This window comes from Bacillus cereus group sp. BfR-BA-01382 (assembly GCF_022663475.1).
Classification (GTDB): Bacteria; Bacillota; Bacilli; order Bacillales; family Bacillaceae_G; genus Bacillus_A; species Bacillus_A thuringiensis_S.
This window is the reverse complement of the sequence record NZ_JAKUFQ010000103.1, coordinates 1-17,672: the sequence shown is the minus strand read 5'-3', so window position 1 is coordinate 17,672 and position 17,672 is coordinate 1. Positions and strand designations below refer to the sequence as shown.

Genomic DNA, 17,672 nt, shown 5'->3' with positions numbered 1-17,672 from the left:
GTTTGTACACGCGCTTGTCGTTTTTGTGCGGTTAAAACAGGCTTACCAACTGAGCTTGATTTACAAGAACCAGAACGCGTAGCAGATTCAGTAGTACAAATGGGCTTAAAGCACGTTGTTATAACAGCGGTTGCACGTGATGATTTAAAGGACGGCGGAGCAGCTGTTTTTGCTGAAACAGTACGAGCAGTACGTCGTAAAAACCCATTCACGTCTATCGAAGTATTACCATCTGATATGGCTGGGGTAGAAGAAAACTTAAAAATGTTAATGGATGCAAAACCAGATATTTTAAACCATAACATTGAAACAGTACGTCGATTATCTAACCGAGTTCGCGCTAGAGCAAAATATGACCGTTCATTAGAGTTTTTACGTCGAGCAAAAGAAATGCAGCCTGATATTCCAACTAAATCGAGCATTATGGTCGGCTTAGGTGAAACAAGAGAAGATTTAATTGAAGCAATGAATGACTTACGTGCAAACAATGTGGATATTTTAACTCTTGGACAATATCTACAACCATCTAAGAAGCATTTACCAGTTATTAAATATTATCCACCAGCAGAATTTGCAGAGCTTAAAGAAATTGCACTTAGCAAAGGATTTAGCCACTGTGAAGCTGGCCCACTTGTGCGTTCTTCTTACCATGCGGACGAGCAAGTACGTTCTGCAAAAGAAAAAACAGCAGAAGCTAAATAATGAAAAAAGAGAGCTAACGATTAGCTCTCTTTTTGTTTGTACTCTAAAACGGTATTTGGACATGTTAATAAAATCTTTTTTAATTCTTCTGTGGATAATTCAATTGTAAATTCAGGAACACCAGGTGTAATTAAAATTTTATCGTACGCATAAACGGAACTGTCCACAATAATTGTTACATCTTGTGAATAACCAAAAGGAGCTACACATCCTGGAGTACAGCCAGTTTCCATTCTTAGTTCATCAGGAGAACAGAGCGATAAGCGTTCTCCAGTTATTTCTTTCATCTCTCCTCGGTTAAGCCGAGTTCCTTCTAACGTAAAAAACACGTAAAAATTTCCAGATGTTGATTTTAAAAATAAGCTTTTACTTGGAGTACCTTGTAAGCCAAGTCTTTCACGTACAATCCGATCTGTCTCATAATCGAGTACCGGTTCGTGTTCGAACTTTTCATAAGAAACATTTGTTTTATGTAGTAAAGCAAGTACGTCTTCGTACATATGAAATAATACCCCTTTCTATTGTTAGAACAGTCTCTTCTCGTGGCGTCAACTGAATGTTTTTGAAAGGGATATTACTTGGACGATGCTTTCCATAAGCGTGTTATGATACATTGTTCGTCGATTGTAATTTCGTAAATATCAGGATTCGTTAAAGCTCTCCATTCATTAAAGCCAATCGTATGATCAAAATGCTTTAAAATGAGTGTAAGTAAATTGCCGTGTGTAACAAGTAGTGTTGTCGTATGGTTTAATTGTAAAACGTCTTGAATAAGCGATATGGCACGGTCTGTTGCTTGTTTTGTTGACTCTCCGCCTGAAAAGGCAATATCTATGTTCGTAAAAGTGGATTCTAGTTTTTGCATCCAATCATCCATTGGAAAGTTGCTCAATATGCGTTCAGTTAATCGTTCATCTTCTTGGATAGATAAGCTAGCTTGGAGCGCATAGGGCCGAATGGAATCGATAGCTCGGACAAATGGGCTTGAAATAATATGATCGATTTGTAGATGATTTTCTAAGAGGAATGTAGCAAGGTTATTTGCTTGATCTTTCCCATCGGTCGTTAATTCAGCATCACGTTTTTGCCCAGTTGCTGAACAATGTCGTATTACAATAATTTTCTTCATAATTCATCCCCATCTTTCAAGTTGACGCTATATACTTCGACAAATGTGGAAATAATTCCTTTTTATTGGAAACGGCATATGGATTTAAATATGTGGAAAAGTAATGTGGATAATAAAAAATTGAGGTGCAATGATGAAAAAAATGATATGTATCATATTCATTATTTGTTTTCTTACGCAATTGTCCACAACATATGCAGAATCCAACCAAAAACTAAATTATCCAAGCAATCGAAATAAGTCATTTGTGAGTGAGGATGTTTTTTATAAACAGTTAGATAAGAAAATCTATAAAGAATATAAAAATGCAGCATATAGTGTTCGGAAAAAAATCTTATTTAAAGAAGTGCCTGATGAAGAATTTTCTTTCCTAAAAAAAACAGCTGTCGGTTGTCGAAGTAGAGTGGTGCTTCAAGATTTTTTTGTTCACCCTGATCGCCAAGTTTATTTTTTCGCTTCTTTTACTCAAAATGAAGTAGAAGAGTTTCATAAGTACATCGTTATAGATGCAGAAACAAAGAGGGAGCTAAAGGAGGGTAAAAGTTATCATCATTGTGATAGTCCTTATAAAAAATAACCCACCAACCGGTGGGTTATTTTTTTACTCTGGTACACTCATTAATTTCTCTTTCATTTTGCGAATAAGAACGACAGCACCAATTGTACAGAGAAGTGTAATTCCTTCGGCAACAAAGATATTGATTGTCTTTGTTTGGTAAAGTGCCGCAAAGAAGTCTACAAATGCGTGGAATAGTATAGCGTATACTAGGAAGATATATTTCTTCTGTTTTACTGCGTATAAAACAAGCATTGTAAAGGCGATTTGAAGCACGAGTGCCATAATTCTTTCTATGCTACCAAGGAAGTATAAGTAGGCAGGTTGCTGAATTAACATGTCTTGTAAAATGCTGAGCTCGGGCTTTTGTTCAATCAGTCGAGAGAAGCTACCATCGTTAATAGAATTAGCAAAGATTAATGCTTGTAATGCAGAAAAACCGCCAATTAAAATAGATTCAATTCCGCCGTGACCAATTCCATAAGCGAAGCCATCTTTATATTCTAGATATTTTTTTAGTAAGAAGAAGAAGGCAACGAAGCGTCCTAATTCTTCAAAAATACCAGCAGTCAATCCGCCATAAATTGCGAAGGCAAACGGATTTTCTAAAAATGGAGCGATTGTTGGATTACCGCGCATAAATAGGTGGAATGGTGTTTCAAGAATTTGGGTAAATCCGATAAAGATAAGAACACCAATGCCGACCACTTTCCAATTAATATTATATTTTTTACGGAAATAAACGAGTACGATAATTGGGACCAGAATCGAGACAATGAGTTGAAAGATGATGCTGGCAATTACAGTATTTGAAACCATACTTTCACCGCTTTCTAATATATGTACATATCTATTATGCATGAAATACAGGAGAGATGAAACTTTTAGAAAGAAAATGAATTTACTTATTGACTCTAACGTTGCGTCATACTTTATCGTATGTACTAAGGGGGAGATACACATGACAATGAAGGTAAAAGAAGTAGCTGATTTAGTTGGAATTAGTGTGCGCACACTGCATCATTACGATGAAATTGGGTTGTTAACCCCAGACGAGACGACAGAGTCTGGATATCGTCTGTATTCCAATGAAAATCTAGAGACATTGCAGCAAATTTTGTTTTTTAAAGAGCTTGGCTTCCCTTTGAAGAAAATTAAAGAAATTATCATGTGTCCATCATTTGATCGCGAAGAGGCACTACAGCTTCATAAGAAAATGCTTATTGAAAAGCGTGCCAGATTAGATAAGGTGATTGCGACGATTGATAAAACAATTCAGCATACAAAAGGAGAGATTGAAATGACGAACAAAGAGAAATTTGAAGGATTCGATTTCAGCCATAACCCATATGAAGAAGAAGCACGTGAAAAATGGGGAGACGCAGCTGTAGATAAAGCGAACGAATATGCAAAAGGTATGTCAAAAGAGAACCAAGAAGAGTTTAATACTATTTATAGAAATTTAGCGGTACTGAGACACGGTGCACCAGATTCTAAAGAGGCGCAGGGAGCAATCAAAGTATGGTACGATTACTTGCAAAACTTTAGTCACTATTCATTAGACGCTTTTAAGGGACTCGGTCAAATGTATGTCGCTGATGAGCGCTTCACGAAAAATATCGATAAGTTTGGCGAGGGGTTAGCGCAGTTTATGTGTGATGCGATGGAAGTTTATGCGGATCGTAATAAAAAGTAAAACAGGTGGAGATTTTCTCCACCTGTTTTACTTTTTAATCATATCATTTAAAGTTTGATCCCCCGTATTGTTCAAATGAGGATTTTTACTCATTTCACGTTTTAACATATCGAGGCTTTGCGTATATTCTGTATCATTTAATGCGCCAGATTGAAGGCCTTGAATTTGGGAAATCAACTTTTGGTCTGTTGATACATATGCTTTATAATAGCGAGGGACGATGGACAAGGCAGCTCTATATACTTGATCCGCTACAAGTTTCGGATCCGTTGTGTTTGCACGGTATACAACGAACACTTCATCATCAGTAACGAGTGTAGCAGCGTTTGTAACGTCAGGAAGTTTGACTGTCATGCTTGTAATCATTTCAGCGACTTTCTCGCGATTAATGGCCCCTACTTGTTTGTTAGATACTTCATGCTTTTGTTTAGAAGAATAACCGACTCTTGTGAGTCTTGTATTTGTATTTTCCGTATGATACATGTCGTTTTTATTGGAAACAAGAACACGGCTTCCTTCTTCACGTTCCATTTCAGCTTTGTTCGCTGATTGGCACCCTGCAAATAAGGAAATAGTGAGAAGGGAAAGTAAAATTTGTTTTTTCACGATGTATCACCTCCTTCTCCATAGCATGCACTAATTTTCAATTTTTTGTATTTGAAATTGTTGGTTGGTATGCTTTGTGATACGATAAAAAGAAGAATGCTTAGAGAGGAAGTTAATGATGGAGCAAAAGCAAGAGCAAGAGATTCATGCTACGGTGAGCATTAATAATGTTCAGTACGAAGTAATTAAAAACTTTCGTGACGGTTTTAGTGAAGAAGCATTTAAAGAGCGCTATGCAGAAATTTTAAATAAATATGATTATATCGTTGGAGACTGGGGATATGAGCAACTTAGACTGCGAGGATTCTTTGATGATAGTAACCAACGTGCGACATATGATACGAAAATTAGTACGTTAACGGAGTATTTATACGAGTACTGTAACTTCGGTTGTGCACACTTCGTATTACGAAAAGTGAAGAAATAAAAAAATCCTCTTACAATTGTAAGAGGATTTTTTACATATTCTCGCTTATAAACAAATCGAGATATGATCGCCTTCAGAAAGTATTGTATTTGGCTTCATTTGTTGTCCGTTCAATTGAATATCCCCATTTTTAATTTTATCCACAATGAGTGTACGGCTCCAATCAGAAATATATGTGGATAAGGTCTTATCCATTCGGTGAGAACCAAAAATGAGGTCTAATACAATCGTGATTTCGGCTATGCCGTTTTCTTTATGTTGCATAATGGAAATAGTAGTACTTGTTTCCGTTTGATCTTGCTGGGTCATATCGATCGTTTCAACGTGATCAGTAAATGATTTATAAATACGCAGTTTTTGATTCCACGTATGATCTTTCGGACATTTATAAATAGCAAAGCGGTATATGTTTTTTCCATTGGCGTTATGCCTACGAATATTCGTATCAGTAAATAGGGTAGTACGTCCGCAATTTTTACAATATTTTTCGATTGTGTGTTGCTGATTTTCATATAAACTCCAAGAAAGTTGTACTTTCTGCATTTTCCTTCACCTCTTATAGTAGTGGCAAAGAAACGTAATACAGCTATTTGGATGTCTTGTAGTATGAAGACATGAGAAAAAGACAAAAATAAAAGGAGGTTCCCCAAAGAGGAACCTCCGTAAACATCATACTACAGATGCAATACGTTCCTTTGTAATGGGAATGGGCAGACTACTCCCTTGAAAAAGCGTGGTGCTTTTTTGAGAGTAATGCTATCCAATTGCTGGTCCATTACAAAGTAAATGTTGGCATACGTAGATAACGTCCTTTCTATCCAAATAGATTTATTCTTAATTATAACACAAAAAATTGAAAATTCGAAACTCTTATAACAGAAAAACACCAGCTAAAATAGCTGGTGCATACGATAAATTATATAAGTTCAAATAAAAATGAGCGTAACTCTTCTGCAATTTCTTCAGTCATAGAAAATGCGTGCTCTAAGTAGCCTGGTTCGTTTAAATCGTCAGCACCGATAATTGCAAATTTATTACTTTGCATATCAAGTACAATTGTTTTACCGTAATGACGATCGGAATATAAAAGCGCTAAATCATGACGCTCATTTTCTCCCATAAAGCTAACGAAACGAGTTTTTGTAGCGACAGTGTCGTCGTACAGAAAGAAACGTTCTTCCATACACATGGCTCCTTTATTAAATATCTAAGTTTAAGTGTGGTTTATGATCTAAATGGTGATGCGTTTTAATGAATCGTACTGTTCTTGTTTTGTAACGCATTACGATAGAGTATGTTTCAGCTAAATCTCCGCCAAGGAATTTAACACCGTCTAATAACTCACCAGCAGATACACCAGTTGCTGAGAAGATTGCATCATCACCAGATACTAAATCGTCTAACATAAGAAGTTGACGAGGATCTTCTAATCCCATTTCACGACAACGAGCTTCTTCTTCTTCGTTCATTGGAACTAAGCGAGCTTGCATTTCACCTTCAAGGCACTTTAATGCTGCTGCAGAAATAACACCTTCTGGAGCTCCGCCAATACCTACGAATAAGTCGATACCCGTTCCAGGTAGTGCTGTTGCGATTGACGCACCAACATCACCGTCACCAAATAATTTTACGCGTGCACCTTTTGCACGAACACGGTCAATAATATCTTGATGACGCTCACGTTCTTGAACGATAACTGTTAGATCACGAATCTTTTTATTGTTAGCTTCTGCTACAATTTCAATTGTTTTTTCAATTGGATCATCTAAGCTAATTTTACCAGCTGCTTTTGGACCAACCGCGATTTTTTCCATGTACATATCAGGAGCATGAAGAAGGTTCCCTTTGTCTGCGATTGCAATAACTGCCATTGCATTTGCAAGACCTTTTGCAACGATGTTTGTACCTTCTAATGGGTCAACGGCGATGTCTACTTCTGGACCGTTACCTGTTCCTAGTTCTTCACCAATATACAACATCGGTGCTTCATCAAGTTCTCCTTCACCGATTACAACTGTACCTGCCATGTTTACTGAATCAAACATATCACGCATTGCTGTAGTTGCTGCATCATCTGCTTCGTTCTTCTTTCCGCGGCCCATCCACTGTGCGGATGCTAATGCTGCTGCTTCTGTTACACGGACAATTTCTAGTGCGAGTTCACGTTCCAAGATTTCATTCCTCCAATTTCAAAAATCATACAAATATAACTATAACAAATAACGGAGAAAAGGTGAATTCGAAAAATTGTCGATTTTTTCAGAAGAAAGCGTTACAATTAAAATGTAAATGCTTTAATTTCCAGGTAGGTGACATTCATGTATTTTGTAGACAGAAAGAAAATAGAACAAATGCTAGTATGTTTAGAACGAGCAACAAGTACATTTCAAGAGAAAAAGATATATGAAACCGAGTTTGAATTTTACGCATTAGAGCGCATAGCCCATCTTATTATTGATACTGTATTAGATGTAGGAAATGCGATGATTGATGGATTTATTATGCGCGATCCAGGAAGCTATGAAGATATTATTGATATTTTAATGGATGAGCGAGTGATAAGTGAAGAAGATGGACAAGGGATGAAAGAAATTATCCTTCTTCGAAAAATGCTTACGCAAGATTATATTCAAATGAATCATGATGAATTATATAAGACGATTCAAAAACATATTGCAGTGGTAGAAAAATACCCAGCAAATATTCGCAGTTATTTAGAAAAGGAATTAGGACCTGTATCTGCATTTGTACCAGAATAATTATGCTTATAAGATCCCCAGAGAATGCCTTTTGGGGATCTTATATTGTATGTGAGAAAGAAAAGGGAGAAGGGTGAAGTATGGGGGAAGCACGTACTACGAAAGACGAGATTGTACAATTGTTGAAAGTAAAGGGAGAGCACACAGTAGCGGAACTAGCTGACGTTTTAGAGATTACAGAAATGGCAATCAGAAGACATTTAAGTAATCTTGAGAAAGATGGACTCATTTATTCTAAGATGGTAAGGCAACATGTCGGAAGACCAACTTATTTGTATGGATTAAGTGAAAAGGGAGAAGATACATTCCCGAAAGAGTATAAGCAATTTGCGATTGATATGCTAGAAGATTTAGCTCGGATGGGCGATGAAAAAATACTTCAATATGTTTTAAAAGAAAGAACGAAGCGTATGGAAGAACAGTTGCAAAAGCGAGTGAGTAATCAAAAGAATTTAGCATATAAAGTGCAAGAGATAGCAGCTATGCAAGAGAAAAATGGTTATATGGTTCAAATAAAGAGAGATGGAGAGAAATCTTTCGTAATTGAAAAACAAAACTGTCCGTTAAAAGAAATTGCAGAGAGATTCCCACAAGTATGTAAAGATGAAAAAGAGATGTATAAGCGTTTATTTACGAACGCAGATGTGAAAACGCTAGCAAACATGTGCGAGGGCGATTGTAGTTGTTCTTACCAAATAAAAGAGAAAAAATGAACGTTATGGGGCGCTTTAAGGTAAAGCGTTTTTTTCTTTTGGAAAAGCGGGTAATATAAGAGTGGTATGATAAGGTGAGAACGTTAGCATAAAAGGAGAGACATAATCGATGTATAAAGGTTACTTAATTGACTTAGACGGTACGATGTATCGCGGGGAAGAACAAATTGAAGAAGCAAGCGACTTCGTCAAAGCATTAGGAGAGCGCGGCATTCCATACTTATTCGTTACGAATAACTCAACTCGCAAACCAGAACAAGTGGCAGAAAAGCTTGTTCGTTTCGATATTCCAGCGAAAGCGGAGCAAGTATTCACAACGAGTATGGCGACTGCGAACTTCATTTATGAACGTAAACAAGATGCAACTGTATATATGATTGGTGAAGAAGGCTTACACGATGCACTTGTGGAAAAAGGATTTGAACTTGTGGATGAAAATCCTGATTTCGTTGTTGTTGGTTTAGATCGTGACATCACATATGAAAAATTAGCAAAAGCGTGTCTTGCTGTGCGTAACGGCGCGACGTTTATTTCTACAAATGGAGACATTGCCATTCCGACTGAGCGCGGATTGTTACCAGGTAACGGCTCATTAACATCAGTTGTAGCAGTATCAACAGGTGTGGATCCAATCTTTATCGGAAAACCAGAATCAATCATTATGGAACAAGCTTTAAAAGTTCTTGGCATAGAAAAAAATGAAGCATTAATGGTTGGGGATAACTATGATACAGACATTTTAGCAGGAATAAATGCTGGCATGCATACGCTTCTTGTCCACACTGGAGTCACAACTGTGGAGAAGTTAACAGAATATGAAGTACAACCAACGCAAGTTGTGCATAACTTGACGGAGTGGATTGAGAAGATGTAATGAAAAACAGGTAACCGAAGAGGTTACCTGCTTTTTTTATTAAAACGCACGATTCACAACATCTTTAACTTCTTCAAGATATTGTTTACGCACACCATCATCCACAGAAGGAACACTCGTATAGAATGTGTGCTCAATTGTTTCAATGCCTGTAAATTCAAAAATACCAACATCTGCTGTTTTCTTCATTGCGTCAAACATCCCGCCTGCTGTGTATGCCTCTTTCGTATTACCCATTGTAGATAATAACAATCCTTTTTTACCGCTTAATAACTTTTCAATGCCGTTTTCACCGTAAGCATAAGCGAATCCATGGCTAAATACACGGTCAACGTATCCTTTTAAAATAGCAGGAAGTCCGGCCCACCAAACTGGATAAATGAATGTAATGCTATCAGCCCAAGAGATATGCTCTTGCTCTTCTTTAATATCTTCTGGTGTGTTTCCTTGAGAAAATGAGATGAAATCGGAAGCGCTTAATACTGGATTGAAGTTTAATTCGTATAGATCGCGAACGCGTACTTCATGACCTTTTTCTTCTAATTCACTTTTTACCGTTTCTAAAATTGCATGGTTGAAGCTTTCTGGATTTGGGTGTGCATAAACGATTACATGTTTCATTGTTCTTCCTCCTATTTTGTGGATATGTGAATAGTTATTTGTATATATGTAACCATTATGGTTACTCCTTTTATGGAAGTCAAGTAATACATATGTATAAAAAGACGCTCAAAAATCGCCTTTTTATACCCCGCTCATACAAAGTACAAAGAAGACAAATAAAATAATGACAAGACCAATGCCGAAGTTAAATACGAGAGTGCTATCCATATATGTAGCCTCCTTGTTTGAAAGTAAAAAGCACTCTAGTTAAGAGTGCTTTTTTATTTTGAATCTACTTTATAACTTTTAGAAAGTGATTCATGCTTGTAATGATTTACATTATTTTATGTATTTATACTTTGAAATGAGTAAGTCCTTGTTGGATATAGAAAAAAAGACACTCTTTCGAGTGTCTTTTAAGATGACAAAATGTGCCAATTGCTTGAGGTTGATAAGACGCTAATTTCCGTGTTAGCGCCTTTTCTTTAATCAAGAAGTGTAGCAACAGCGATTCAAATAAATTGTACCATTTGTTTAATTGTGGTGCGTATGCAATTGTGCATATTTTAATCATGAGGTAGGTAATGAACTGTGAATAATTTGAAGTGATTTATTTACGATTTCTTCTGCGGCATATATGCCGATTGCGTCTGTTTTTAAAATATAGGATTGTAAGTTATCATGCATTGCTCCTAACTCACCATGAAGTGGTGCGAAGGCATGGTTCGCCTTTTCAAACATGCATAAATCAAGTAAAGAATCCCCAGCTGTAATAATCGTATCTATTTGCAAAATTTCTTTTATATATTGCACGGCATCCCATTTGTTAATTGGTTTTGGTACAAAGTATAGCTTCCTACCTTGAAGTGAATAATTCCAGCCTTGTTTGTCTAACCAGGAAGTGAAGGATGATAATTCATCATAAGGAATGTTCTCCCGCTTAATGATGCAATAATGGAATAGATCATCGGCTGTTTTTTGTGATATAACCCAATCTTTATGAGCAATTTGTCCAAATTCCTTTAGTATGTCGTTTCTCTCTATACATTCAACCGATAGTCTTTCTTTTACTGTCCTGTTCCAAGTACCATCTTGTTTACCGTTATGAAGGATATTACCGCCGTTACTTGTAATGGCGTATTCGGGAATGATTTCGTTTTGGAATAAAGTAATACGCTGAAACTGCTCAATAGTTCTTGTTGTAACTGGGATGAAATGTGAGTGCAGTTGTAATTTTTTTAGTAGTGAAATGGTTTTATGTGATATGAAAGAAATTTCTTTCCCATCTAAAGTTTCAATGAGTTGAATTGATTCATCTTCTATAGGGGCACGAAACGATTTCCGGGAATAAATAAGCGTTTGATCAAGATCACTGGCGAAAATCATAACGTTTCCCTCCTAAGAGGCTTAATGAGCCCGCAACATGAATAAGTCATATTCTCATAGATTTCAATAGGGACATTCTTTTCTTTAGCGAGAAGTAAAATATGCTTTAAATCGGGATTGTTTTGCTTACATATTAAAATTTTCCACGGTATTCTCCGGAGTAATACGCGAGTTGTTTCGCCGACTCCTGGTTTGATTAAGTTAATATCGTCAATTTCAAAGTGACTTTGGATAGACTGTATATCTTTTAATCCTTGCCAAGAGGGATCAGTGTAAGTTGAAGTAATATAACGTAATTGATTATCTATATGAGAATGAACAGAAGGGAATAAATCTGTCACCTCATCAACGAAGAAATTTGATAAGTCTTCTTGTTCTAGCTCTTTATAATATTTAACACCATGAAAATCATTTGGACCAATATAGGTATCATTTAGTACAGTGCGGCTAATGAGTCCAGAGACGGTTGCATTTAAGCAAGCGCTAGGAATAAGAAAATCTTCACGTGTACCGTAAATTGAAGTACAGTAACCGGGATCAGCAAGCACAGCCATACAATGAGAAATGTGTGTATTATTTCGTTCGTTAAATGTGTGTACTGCATATTCTAATTCTTTTTTTATTGCACCTTTCCCAGTCCATCCATCAATGAATTGAATTGTTTCTTTAGGGTGATGTTCCAAAATATAATGGAGTGCATTTTCATCAATACCGCGTCCGCGAACAATAGAAATACAATAGTGAGGTACATCAAGGTTGTATTGATAGCGTATGTAGCGTTTTATAAGAATGCCAATAGGTGTACCAGCACGAGCTAATGAAACGAGGACAAGGTTAGTTCCTTTAGTCTGTATAATTTGTTCGGCGACAACTCCAACAGCGATGGCTAGTTTGTGTTTGTATTGTTGCAGAGAAGAAAAGAATAAATCCATATACGCTTTAGATGGTTTATATTCCATTGGTAACATTTCAGAATAATGTGTGCCAGCTTGAATTGCTTGTTCTCTAGTTTCTGTGGAACTTTCTTTCATTAAATCACTAATATCTTTTAATAGAAAAATAGCATCATTTGGATCATAACTACTAATGTGAGAATTTACTTTTACCATAATTATCAACCTTCCTTTTCTATGCTATTTGAAAATGAGACGATATGAATAAAAGGAATAACTGTTTGTAACTGCTGTAGAAGAGGAGATAGGGCTTCTTCTCCTAAATCACGTTCAATAAAAACAAATACTTCATCGTAATCATGAGGTGAAATATTATAAAAGTAATTTGTAATAGTAGAATCTTCAGGACTTGGATATGAGAAATGATTATGAATGGCGTAGTTCACATCATTTGAAACAGGATGGATAGGGCTTCTTGTTGTAGATTGATATAAAATATTATCACCCATTTCAGCAGCAATTTTCATTGGGATATACATAAATTCACCCGTTCCGAGGCAGAGTGTTCGTTTTCCAATTCTTTCTCTTTTTAAAGTTTTTCCTGCTTCTTGAGCGAAAGAATGAATGTGCTGTTGTTCATATGCTGAAATGCCAAATCGCCCAGTATATTTTATATAATTTGATGTATAGGGTAATTTTGGGCAGGTAAGGGTATGTTTTTTGAAATCAGGTTTTGTTTCTTCAATTTGAATATCTGTTTTGGCAATATTCAATGGTTGGCCAGTTGTATGAATACTGCCTTCTAATAAAGAAATAACATGAATCTTAATTTGAAGTTCGTCTTCTAATTGTTTAAATTGTCTTCTATTAGTATGAGAACGCCAGTCTAATAAAGAAGCAATAATATATTCTTCTCGTGGGAATTTATTTTGAATCGATCTAATAATATTTAATGCTGTTTTTCCTGTTGTCATCTCATCATCTACGAGAACAATAGGATTGCTGTTTTGAAAAAAGCTTTCATCCACATAACAACGGTGCGATGTTGCATGAGAATGTTCTTCCTCAAATGTAATGACAGATTCTAGGTGGGGTATCGATTCCCTAGTTGTATGTACATACTTTGCATTTTGAAAGCATTGAAACATAGAATGACCAAGTGCTGTCGCTGTCTCAGCGAATCCGATGAACAAAACTTCTTCTTGCAGAGGATATTGATAACGAAATACTTCCTCTGGGATTTCATGAATTTCTAATGAAATGAGATTTAAAATTTCTTTTTGAAATGGATGAGAAGTATTATGTAGCATTTCCATATATCTTGCAGCGAGAGCAAATCCACTTGATAGAGAGACTGCAGGTTTAATAGGAAGATGCTTTCCAAGGATTGTACTCACAAATAAAAAACTACGTTTCTTATTTATTCTAGCAGCCATTTGAAAAAGATTGTCTAGCGCTAAGTTATATGGATTATCACGTACTTCTACATGAACTTGTATATTATTTAAAACGTTATACGTGTTGCTTTGCGTTTGTAATAAGGAGATCGGTGAATTGTTTGTTTTCATGTAGCACCCCATAAATATTAGATTTTAAAATGGTTTTGCGAGCCCAGCCATAATGCGGCTTTACTTCATTCATTTTGTTAGAAAAACTGCTTTTTAGCACTCCATTATACGTATCTGCATTTTGTAAAATTGACCTCGCATCTAAATAATCTTCCATTGTGACAATGTGCATTGCCTGTACAACTTTAATATGAGATGGGTGAATAACTGTCTTTCCGATTAAGCCATTTGCATGGTCAAGTGATACCTCTTGAATGAGCCCTTCTTCATGATCATTAGAAAAATATTCCCATACACATCCTGAAATAATATATTCATTTGTTGCCCTTGAGAAAACGTTAATAATGTCTGAAATACAATCACGGACAACAGTAATATGATAGATAGGTGTGTATTTATTGCGCCGAATACTAAATATACTTGAAAAATCAGTAGCACCAATACGTACATTTAAGATGTAATCGTGATAAGAATCTAGTAAATCTTTTATTTGTAATAATGATTCTGCCCGTGTTTCCTTATACATAATTTCTGGTGATTCTAAAATCGGCATGCCATATAGCGATAATGAGTATAACTCGTTTATACATGCAAGCTGATCGATATAAGTCTTTCCGTTAATCGGTTTGAATTTTGGAAAGACAAAACCACATAAACAATGAACAGCACTACCTAATTCAGTAACAATTGTCTTCATTTGACTTGGCTGTCGAACTCTAATAAAAAGAAGTGGGATGTCTGCTTGATTTAGTATGTTGGCACTGACTAAGTTGGCTATTTGCTGTATTTGAACGACGATGTTTTGCTCTGCAAGTTTTACTTCTTCATCGCTGATAGCGTCCTCTAGACAAAGAATAATTGAGGTAGCATCCACATGTTTCTTTCTAATTATATCTTCCGCAATCGTTTCTTTCGTGCCAGGAGTATATAGTGTAGCGCCTAGTGCGTAAGCTAGTTGTTCTTTTCCTATATTTTTTGAAAAACTAAGAGGTTCTTTATAGAAAAAATTTTGCCGTTCTTCTGAGGAGAGATAAGAAAAGTAATTCAAATTGTCACCACCTTATTTGTAATGATTCTGTTTAATCGTAACATAATAAGAAAAATCTTCCATAAAATGAAGCGAGAAATTAAAAAAATATATTGAGAAAGATGAATTATAAGATGAATATCGAATATTGTTAATAGAAATATAATAGGGGGAAAGAGAAAGTGGATATACATAAGTTAACAGAGGAAGAAGCAAATGAGATAAATACGTGGGCGTACGAGGAACCATATAATTTATATAGTTTTTCAGGCGAGAAAGAAGTAATAAGAGAATTATTAGATGGAACTTATTATGGCTGTTGTAACGATCAAGAAGAGTTCATCGGCTATTTTTGTTTTGGAGAAAATGCACAAGTACCAGGTGGAAGAGATGCTAATTTATATGGTGGAGAAGATGTGATTGATATCGGAATTGGCATGAAGCCAGATTTAACAGGGAAGGGAATGGGAGAAATGTTTTTTCAAGCTGGAATAGCGTTTGCTGCTAAGGAATTTAATTCGAAGATGTTTCGATTAAGTGTAGCAACATTTAATACAAGAGCGATTACGTTATATAAAAATATCGGATTTAAGCAAGGGTCTATTTTTTTGAGTCGTGGAAGAGAATTTATGCTTATGGAATACGAAAGACCGTCAGCATGAAACTGACGGTCTAGAAAACATTATTATTCCGAGTGATCAGCTCGGTGCGCTAAACGGCTTGAGGCAGCGGCAGCAATTCCGCCAACGATATCGTCAAGGAACGTGTGCACTTTTCCAGTTGATTTATCATTTAAGTATTCTAAAATACCAGGTTTTAATTTATCGATATATCCAAAGTTCGTGAAACCGATAGATCCGTATACATTCACGATAGAAAGTGCGATAACTTCATCAATTCCGTATAAGCCTTCATCACGTTTTACGATATCTTGTAACGGCTCACTTAGCATTCCTTTTTCAGCAAGAACATCGAGTTCGATACCTGTAATCAGTGCGTTTTGTACTTCACGTTTTGATAGTACACGTTCTACATTATAACGGCATTCTGACATCTCTAAATTTGGATGATATTTTTTTTGAAGAAAATGAACAAGTTCAGCAATATCGTCAATTGTTACACCGCGTTCTTGTAATAGTTGTAATGCTCTTTCTTGTAGTTGATTTGATTCTTTCATGTTTATCACCTTTTTTTCTTTTTAGTATTTGTATACGTTTCGTTGCTTTATCATGTGCATAGGAATGAAAGGCGAGCACAAGCTCATATATATAAAGAAAAACCATAGGTGGCGACTGCGATGATTCAGCATATTTATGAGCATTATCACATGCATGTTAAAGAATTAATCCCCCTTGGCCCCTATAAAAGCTTTTGGATTCGCAACAAAATTTATGTACTTGTTCCAATTGGAGAAATGGAGGAAGAAGTACTTGTAGAGATGAAAAAGCTCAGTGATTATATGAACCAGCAAGGGGATATAACTGTAGCGACTTTCGTTCCGACTATACACGGCTACTATGTAAGTGAGATAGAAGAACAAAATTACTGCTTATTAAAAGGTATGCGCACGTTAGAACGACATGCTATGTCATTAGGAAGTGAGCTTTCTATATTCCATAAACGAGGTGCATTCTTTCCAGAAGAAATTGAGCAATTAAGCCGTATTGGTGAATGGAAAGCGTTATGGGAAAAAAGGCTCGACCAATTAGAAAAGTTTTGGCAATCACAAGTGATGAACCACCCTTCAGATGTATTCGATCAATTGTTTATTGAATCCTTCCCGTATTACTTAGGAGTTGCAGAAAATGCAATTCAATATGTTGTCGATACAGAAATGGATGATACGCCGCAACTAACGGATGCAGCAACAATTTGCCAAGAACGATTCACACCTTTATTATGGCATCAAACGAAGCGGCTCAAACTTCCTTTTGATTGGGTGTATGATCACCCAACTCGAGATATGGCAGAATTAATTCGCTATATGATGATAGAAAAAAAGAAAGACTGGGAGCAAACAATAATTCAATTTGTTACAGATTATGAACGTAATTATTCGCTATCCTCATTTGGCTGGCGCTTATTATTTGCAAGGCTCTTGTTCCCGCTGCACTATTTTGAAACGGTCGAACGATATTACCAAACTGGAAACGAAGAACAAAAAAGCATATATAGAGATCGCTTAGAAGCCATTTTACACGATGTGAACCGCTCAGAGCAATTTATGAAGCATTTTTATGGCTCACTTCGTTTACCAGTAGATAAGCTTGGGATTAGAAAATTAGATTGGCTATCTTAAACGTATAAAAAAGAGACCGCTGGAGGTCTCTTTTTTATACCACAATTTTATGTAATACATTATGCCCCTACCTGTTGATCTGTACATATATTTAAAACGAATTGATGTTTTTCGAGTTTTTCATTTACTTTACCCAATAATTCTTGCTGGATTTCTTTAAATAAAAATTGATAGCTTGTATTCCATGTTGGTATAACGGATGAAAGGCCTAATAAATACTCTTTTTTCTTTTCTAGTTCTTGAATTGTTAAAAAAGTGTTCCCCATTTTTGGCATGTGTCATCCCCCTATGTTTTCTTACTGTATATGTGTGAACGATTCACTATATAGTATTAATTATCGCATTTTTTGAGAAGGATTTCCAATTTTGTTTTATGATGTTAACGGATAAATGTGATTTGAATAAAAAAAGAGACCAAATTTGGTCTCCTTTTA

General features: G+C 35.9%; 23 protein-coding genes. 9 read left to right on the top strand and 14 right to left on the bottom strand.

The annotated features are described in order from the left end of the window. The coding region (locus MR160_RS27395) for a lipoyl synthase (RefSeq protein WP_242298572.1) at positions 1 to 702 on the top strand (702 nt) is incomplete at its 5' end. 20 nt (positions 703 to 722) lie between these two features. Here MR160_RS27395 and MR160_RS27390 read toward each other — a convergent pair. Together MR160_RS27390 and MR160_RS27385 are read right to left on the bottom strand one after the other, a co-directional pair. Then, positions 723 to 1,202 (bottom strand): YbaK/EbsC family protein, encoded by a 480-nt coding sequence (locus tag MR160_RS27390; RefSeq protein ID WP_000272752.1) that lies wholly within the window; start codon positions 1,200 to 1,202, stop codon positions 723 to 725. 74 nt (positions 1,203 to 1,276) lie between these two features. Then, entirely contained in the window at positions 1,277 to 1,831 is a 555-nt protein-coding gene (locus tag MR160_RS27385; RefSeq protein ID WP_016078135.1) for a histidine phosphatase family protein, read from the bottom strand. A 142-nt stretch (positions 1,832 to 1,973) separates the two neighbouring features. Here MR160_RS27385 and MR160_RS27380 point away from each other — a divergent pair, with 142 nt between their 5' ends. Beyond that, a complete protein-coding gene (locus MR160_RS27380; protein WP_057096754.1) occupies positions 1,974 to 2,408 on the top strand; it encodes a hypothetical protein in 435 nt (144 codons plus the stop codon). Between the two features lie 24 nt (positions 2,409 to 2,432). On the opposite strand, the gene MR160_RS27375 is transcribed toward MR160_RS27380, so the two are convergent. Further along, the gene (locus tag MR160_RS27375) at positions 2,433 to 3,248 is read right to left on the bottom strand and encodes a YhfC family intramembrane metalloprotease (RefSeq protein ID WP_139788894.1); all 816 of its coding nucleotides are present in this window, start codon (positions 3,246 to 3,248) and stop codon (positions 2,433 to 2,435) included. A 100-nt stretch (positions 3,249 to 3,348) separates the two neighbouring features. Between MR160_RS27375 and MR160_RS27370 the strand changes: the two genes are divergently transcribed. Further along, a complete protein-coding gene (locus MR160_RS27370) occupies positions 3,349 to 4,083 on the top strand; it encodes a MerR family transcriptional regulator (RefSeq protein ID WP_000178110.1) in 735 nt (244 codons plus the stop codon). A 27-nt stretch (positions 4,084 to 4,110) separates the two neighbouring features. Here the strand turns inward: MR160_RS27370 and MR160_RS27365 are convergent, their stop codons facing one another. Next, entirely contained in the window at positions 4,111 to 4,689 is a 579-nt protein-coding gene (locus MR160_RS27365) for a YhcN/YlaJ family sporulation lipoprotein (RefSeq protein ID WP_000744128.1), read from the bottom strand. 115 nt (positions 4,690 to 4,804) lie between these two features. Between MR160_RS27365 and MR160_RS27360 the strand changes: the two genes are divergently transcribed. Beyond that, positions 4,805 to 5,116 carry a YutD family protein gene (locus MR160_RS27360; protein ID WP_000970508.1) on the top strand — a complete coding sequence of 104 codons (312 nt, stop codon included), beginning with the start codon at positions 4,805 to 4,807 and terminating at the stop codon, positions 5,114 to 5,116. A 45-nt stretch (positions 5,117 to 5,161) separates the two neighbouring features. On the opposite strand, the gene MR160_RS27355 is transcribed toward MR160_RS27360, so the two are convergent. The 3 genes from MR160_RS27355 to glpX all read right to left on the bottom strand — a co-directional run bounded on the left by MR160_RS27355 (position 5,162) and on the right by glpX (position 7,287). After that, positions 5,162 to 5,659: a hypothetical protein gene (locus MR160_RS27355; protein ID WP_001174586.1), complete on the bottom strand. Its 498-nt coding sequence runs from the start codon at positions 5,657 to 5,659 to the stop codon at positions 5,162 to 5,164. Between the two features lie 373 nt (positions 5,660 to 6,032). Then, the gene (locus MR160_RS27350) at positions 6,033 to 6,299 is read right to left on the bottom strand and encodes a DUF3055 domain-containing protein (RefSeq protein ID WP_000392611.1); all 267 of its coding nucleotides are present in this window, start codon (positions 6,297 to 6,299) and stop codon (positions 6,033 to 6,035) included. 16 nt (positions 6,300 to 6,315) lie between these two features. Beyond that, positions 6,316 to 7,287 (bottom strand): class II fructose-bisphosphatase, encoded by a 972-nt coding sequence (gene glpX, locus MR160_RS27345; protein WP_000439090.1) that lies wholly within the window; start codon positions 7,285 to 7,287, stop codon positions 6,316 to 6,318. A gap of 147 nt (positions 7,288 to 7,434) precedes the next feature. On the opposite strand from glpX, the gene MR160_RS27340 reads away from it, so the two are divergent. The 3 genes from MR160_RS27340 to MR160_RS27330 all read left to right on the top strand — a co-directional run bounded on the left by MR160_RS27340 (position 7,435) and on the right by MR160_RS27330 (position 9,462). After that, entirely contained in the window at positions 7,435 to 7,875 is a 441-nt protein-coding gene (locus MR160_RS27340; RefSeq protein ID WP_000274010.1) for a DUF86 domain-containing protein, read from the top strand. Positions 7,876 to 7,955: 80 nt separating this feature from the next. Further along, positions 7,956 to 8,588: a helix-turn-helix transcriptional regulator gene (locus tag MR160_RS27335; RefSeq protein WP_000503340.1), complete on the top strand. Its 633-nt coding sequence runs from the start codon at positions 7,956 to 7,958 to the stop codon at positions 8,586 to 8,588. Positions 8,589 to 8,697: 109 nt separating this feature from the next. Further along, positions 8,698 to 9,462, top strand: a complete 765-nt coding sequence (locus MR160_RS27330; protein WP_000276467.1) for a TIGR01457 family HAD-type hydrolase — start codon at positions 8,698 to 8,700, stop codon at positions 9,460 to 9,462. Between the two features lie 39 nt (positions 9,463 to 9,501). On the opposite strand, the gene MR160_RS27325 is transcribed toward MR160_RS27330, so the two are convergent. The 5 genes from MR160_RS27325 to MR160_RS27305 all read right to left on the bottom strand — a co-directional run bounded on the left by MR160_RS27325 (position 9,502) and on the right by MR160_RS27305 (position 14,960). Continuing rightward, on the bottom strand, positions 9,502 to 10,083 hold the full coding sequence (locus tag MR160_RS27325; RefSeq protein WP_016078134.1) for an NAD(P)H-dependent oxidoreductase: 582 nt from the start codon (positions 10,081 to 10,083) through the stop codon (positions 9,502 to 9,504). 552 nt (positions 10,084 to 10,635) lie between these two features. Continuing rightward, positions 10,636 to 11,451, bottom strand: coding sequence for an HAD family hydrolase (locus MR160_RS27320; protein WP_242298570.1), 816 nt, complete (start codon positions 11,449 to 11,451; stop codon positions 10,636 to 10,638). Further along, complete coding sequence (locus MR160_RS27315; protein ID WP_044783123.1) at positions 11,448 to 12,560, bottom strand: cysteine protease StiP family protein; 1,113 nt, start codon at positions 12,558 to 12,560, stop codon at positions 11,448 to 11,450. The genes MR160_RS27320 and MR160_RS27315 overlap by 4 nt, the downstream gene beginning before the upstream one ends. Before the next feature lie 5 nt (positions 12,561 to 12,565). Beyond that, positions 12,566 to 13,912, bottom strand: a complete 1,347-nt coding sequence (locus MR160_RS27310) for a phosphoribosyltransferase family protein (RefSeq protein WP_017763722.1) — start codon at positions 13,910 to 13,912, stop codon at positions 12,566 to 12,568. Then, complete coding sequence (locus tag MR160_RS27305) at positions 13,857 to 14,960, bottom strand: HpcH/HpaI aldolase/citrate lyase family protein (RefSeq protein ID WP_098900260.1); 1,104 nt, start codon at positions 14,958 to 14,960, stop codon at positions 13,857 to 13,859. Before MR160_RS27305 ends, MR160_RS27310 begins: the two co-directional genes overlap by 56 nt. A 161-nt stretch (positions 14,961 to 15,121) precedes the next feature. Between MR160_RS27305 and MR160_RS27300 the strand changes: the two genes are divergently transcribed. Continuing rightward, positions 15,122 to 15,601 carry a GNAT family N-acetyltransferase gene (locus MR160_RS27300; protein WP_000351143.1) on the top strand — a complete coding sequence of 160 codons (480 nt, stop codon included), beginning with the start codon at positions 15,122 to 15,124 and terminating at the stop codon, positions 15,599 to 15,601. Positions 15,602 to 15,624: 23 nt separating this feature from the next. Here MR160_RS27300 and MR160_RS27295 read toward each other — a convergent pair whose 3' ends face one another. Then, positions 15,625 to 16,116 carry a phosphatidylglycerophosphatase A family protein gene (locus MR160_RS27295; protein ID WP_000665102.1) on the bottom strand — a complete coding sequence of 164 codons (492 nt, stop codon included), beginning with the start codon at positions 16,114 to 16,116 and terminating at the stop codon, positions 15,625 to 15,627. A gap of 120 nt (positions 16,117 to 16,236) precedes the next feature. On the opposite strand from MR160_RS27295, the gene yutH reads away from it, so the two are divergent. Further along, complete coding sequence (gene yutH / locus MR160_RS27290) at positions 16,237 to 17,238, top strand: spore coat putative kinase YutH (protein WP_000614219.1); 1,002 nt, start codon at positions 16,237 to 16,239, stop codon at positions 17,236 to 17,238. Positions 17,239 to 17,297: 59 nt separating this feature from the next. Here the strand turns inward: yutH and MR160_RS27285 are convergent, their stop codons facing one another. Next, entirely contained in the window at positions 17,298 to 17,513 is a 216-nt protein-coding gene (locus tag MR160_RS27285) for a hypothetical protein (RefSeq protein WP_001125497.1), read from the bottom strand. Positions 17,514 to 17,672: the final 159 nt, after the last annotated feature.

Coding starts and splice junctions, on each gene's coding strand:
- MR160_RS27390 (WP_000272752.1), bottom strand. CDS start 1,202: ATGTACGAAGACGTACTTGCTTTACTACATAAAACAAATGTTTCTTAT.
- MR160_RS27385 (WP_016078135.1), bottom strand. CDS start 1,831: ATGAAGAAAATTATTGTAATACGACATTGTTCAGCAACTGGGCAAAAA.
- MR160_RS27380 (WP_057096754.1), top strand. CDS start 1,974: ATGATATGTATCATATTCATTATTTGTTTTCTTACGCAATTGTCCACA.
- MR160_RS27375 (WP_139788894.1), bottom strand. CDS start 3,248: ATGCATAATAGATATGTACATATATTAGAAAGCGGTGAAAGTATGGTT.
- MR160_RS27370 (WP_000178110.1), top strand. CDS start 3,349: ATGACAATGAAGGTAAAAGAAGTAGCTGATTTAGTTGGAATTAGTGTG.
- MR160_RS27360 (WP_000970508.1), top strand. CDS start 4,805: ATGATGGAGCAAAAGCAAGAGCAAGAGATTCATGCTACGGTGAGCATT.
- MR160_RS27355 (WP_001174586.1), bottom strand. CDS start 5,659: ATGCAGAAAGTACAACTTTCTTGGAGTTTATATGAAAATCAGCAACAC.
- MR160_RS27350 (WP_000392611.1), bottom strand. CDS start 6,299: ATGGAAGAACGTTTCTTTCTGTACGACGACACTGTCGCTACAAAAACT.
- MR160_RS27340 (WP_000274010.1), top strand. CDS start 7,435: ATGTATTTTGTAGACAGAAAGAAAATAGAACAAATGCTAGTATGTTTA.
- MR160_RS27335 (WP_000503340.1), top strand. CDS start 7,956: ATGGGGGAAGCACGTACTACGAAAGACGAGATTGTACAATTGTTGAAA.
- MR160_RS27330 (WP_000276467.1), top strand. CDS start 8,698: ATGTATAAAGGTTACTTAATTGACTTAGACGGTACGATGTATCGCGGG.
- MR160_RS27325 (WP_016078134.1), bottom strand. CDS start 10,083: ATGAAACATGTAATCGTTTATGCACACCCAAATCCAGAAAGCTTCAAC.
- MR160_RS27320 (WP_242298570.1), bottom strand. CDS start 11,451: ATGATTTTCGCCAGTGATCTTGATCAAACGCTTATTTATTCCCGGAAA.
- MR160_RS27315 (WP_044783123.1), bottom strand. CDS start 12,560: ATGGTAAAAGTAAATTCTCACATTAGTAGTTATGATCCAAATGATGCT.
- MR160_RS27310 (WP_017763722.1), bottom strand. CDS start 13,912: ATGAAAACAAACAATTCACCGATCTCCTTATTACAAACGCAAAGCAAC.
- MR160_RS27295 (WP_000665102.1), bottom strand. CDS start 16,116: ATGAAAGAATCAAATCAACTACAAGAAAGAGCATTACAACTATTACAA.
- yutH (WP_000614219.1), top strand. CDS start 16,237: ATGATTCAGCATATTTATGAGCATTATCACATGCATGTTAAAGAATTA.
- MR160_RS27285 (WP_001125497.1), bottom strand. CDS start 17,513: ATGCCAAAAATGGGGAACACTTTTTTAACAATTCAAGAACTAGAAAAG.